Genomic DNA, 2146 nt, shown 5'->3' on the forward strand with positions numbered 1-2146 from the left:
CTTACTAATGGTTCTTCAGGACCAACTACAATCATATTAATGTTGCTATCAAGTACAAATGATTTTACCGATTCAAAATCATTTGGATTGATATTTACATTTGTTCCTACCTGAGAAGTTCCGGCATTTCCAGGTGCAATAAATAATTGCGATAATTTATCACTCTGGGCCATTTTCCAGGCTAATGCATGTTCGCGTCCTCCGGAACCTAATAGTAAAATGTTCATGTCTTTTTTGTTAATATCTGGATATAGAATCAATGTTTTAGAACTATATCCGGTTTATGTATTGCTTATTTTTTCAATTACAGATGGTTAATTATACTGGCAACTATAAAATTGCAAAGTTATAATTGCCGGAATTAATCAATCCATCTCGATTTTTTTAAACTGATAGCCTTCTTTTAACAATTGATCTAAAGCAGCCGGAAGTGCATAGTGCATTCTTTTCCAGGCTTTTTTAGAATCGTGAAAAAGCAATATGGAACCATTCCTTGTATAGTGCATAACATTGTTTAAAACTTCGCTTTGCGAAAGACGGTTATCGTAATCCATCGATAATACATCCCACATAACAATGTGCTTAAATTGTTTTTTTAGCTCTTGCATATACCAGGGGTAAAGCTGTCCGTGTGGCGGACGAAATAATGCACCTGGTATGAATGGTCTTGCTTTAGCAATATTGTCAAAATACTCCTGTCGTGAACATTTCCACGCGGGTAAATGGTTATAGGCATGGTTTCCTACACTATGGCCTCTTTTAATTAGTTCTTCGAGCAGGTGAGCATTTTTATCGGCATTCTCACCAACACAAAAAAAATTGGCTTTTATCTGGTATTCATCCAAAAGGTTCATGACCCAGGTTGTTTCCTTTTCCACCGGGCCATCGTCAAAAGTGAGATAAAGTGTTTTCTCACTTTTATTGAATCTCCATATGGTGTTGGGAAACAATGCCCTTAAAGCGGTTGGTGGTTGAACCTTCCAATTCATACTTATTCACCAAAGAAGCCCATGCGTCTTACATTCTTTTCATAGTCTTTCTCAAGGAACTTCATTAAGTCCTCGCGCTCGTACTGCTGAGCAATTTTTACAATCTCCATATAAATGGCCATGGCCGTATCTGGTTCACGTCTTGTTAAAGCACGTTTAGCTGACGAAAGAGAATTAAAATAATCCATTTCTTTCAAACGGTCTTCAGCCAGTTCCTTAAGAATCGTTTCACCTTTTTCAAAATCACCAATCTTAAAATAGCCCTCGGCTAAAAAGATACTGAAGTAATTATGTGGTACACGGTCGCCACTCAATACTTCCATGCTTTTGTCAAGGATATTTTTAGCTTTAGCTTCCTTTCCTTCATCTATCAGAGCTAATGCAAGACGTGATAAGTTGTTACGAATGTTGGTTGCCATTCGTAAATGGTTTTCATCCAGGTATACATTTGGATTATCAAAACCACCCCACTTAAAGTCGTTCATCACATTATCATACATGCGCTCGGTATCAACACGACCATATTGTCCATCGTTATTAACTGTTTTGATTGGTACAACCTGGTAAGCAAAACCTTCCAACTGGAAATAATCCTGCAGACTTACGTAGTTATCGGAACCTACCGTAACAGCAAAATAAATTGGACGCTCCCAATCGTTATTAGAGATCAGATCAAGGATCATGAGTTCATTCTTCATAATCATATCTTTCTGAAGATTAATCTCCAACTCATTAGATAAAAGATGAGCAGCATTTTCAGAAACAATGCCTCTTTGTAATACCTTAAGGCTGTCTGCAGGTAATTTAAACTGCTTTGATGGCAGATATTCGATATATCCAGCATATTCCGGTACTTGCTTTGTTTTTGGATTATCACTGGCAACAAAGCCAACAGCTTCTTTTAAGTCAACTGCTCCTTTAATCCGATCAAGCAAATAAACAACATCACGACTTCCAGTAACATATTGAGCGTGCTCTAATGAGAATGGCATTGGATCTGATTCATAAGCTTTACGCTTCATCTGATCAATGTACCAATCCGTTTGTAAGTAACTTAGGTTACAAACACGCACATCTGTACGGATGCCTTCCACCTCCTGAGCGTACCAAAGCGGAAATGTATCATTATCACCATTGGTAAACAGAATGGCATTATC

General features: G+C 37.6%; 3 protein-coding genes. All 3 read right to left on the reverse strand.

Going from position 1 to position 2146, the window contains the following annotated elements; all coding sequences use genetic code 11:
- Positions 1-227 (reverse strand): phosphoribosylamine--glycine ligase N-terminal domain-containing protein (locus AC4MRQ_RS25640; protein WP_491200581.1); only part of this gene is annotated, 227 nt, incomplete at its 3' end.
- 138 nt (positions 228-365) lie between these two features.
- On the reverse strand, positions 366-989 hold the full coding sequence (locus tag AC4MRQ_RS25645; RefSeq protein ID WP_491200582.1) for a polysaccharide deacetylase family protein: 624 nt from the start codon (positions 987-989) through the stop codon (positions 366-368).
- 2 nt (positions 990-991) lie between these two features.
- Positions 992-2146, reverse strand: a 1155-nt coding sequence (locus AC4MRQ_RS25650) for a tetratricopeptide repeat protein (RefSeq protein ID WP_491200583.1), incomplete at its 5' end; no start/stop codon positions are given.

This window comes from Carboxylicivirga sp. (genome assembly GCF_982718395.1).

Coding starts and splice junctions, on each gene's coding strand:
- AC4MRQ_RS25645 (WP_491200582.1), bottom strand. CDS start 989: ATGAATTGGAAGGTTCAACCACCAACCGCTTTAAGGGCATTGTTTCCC.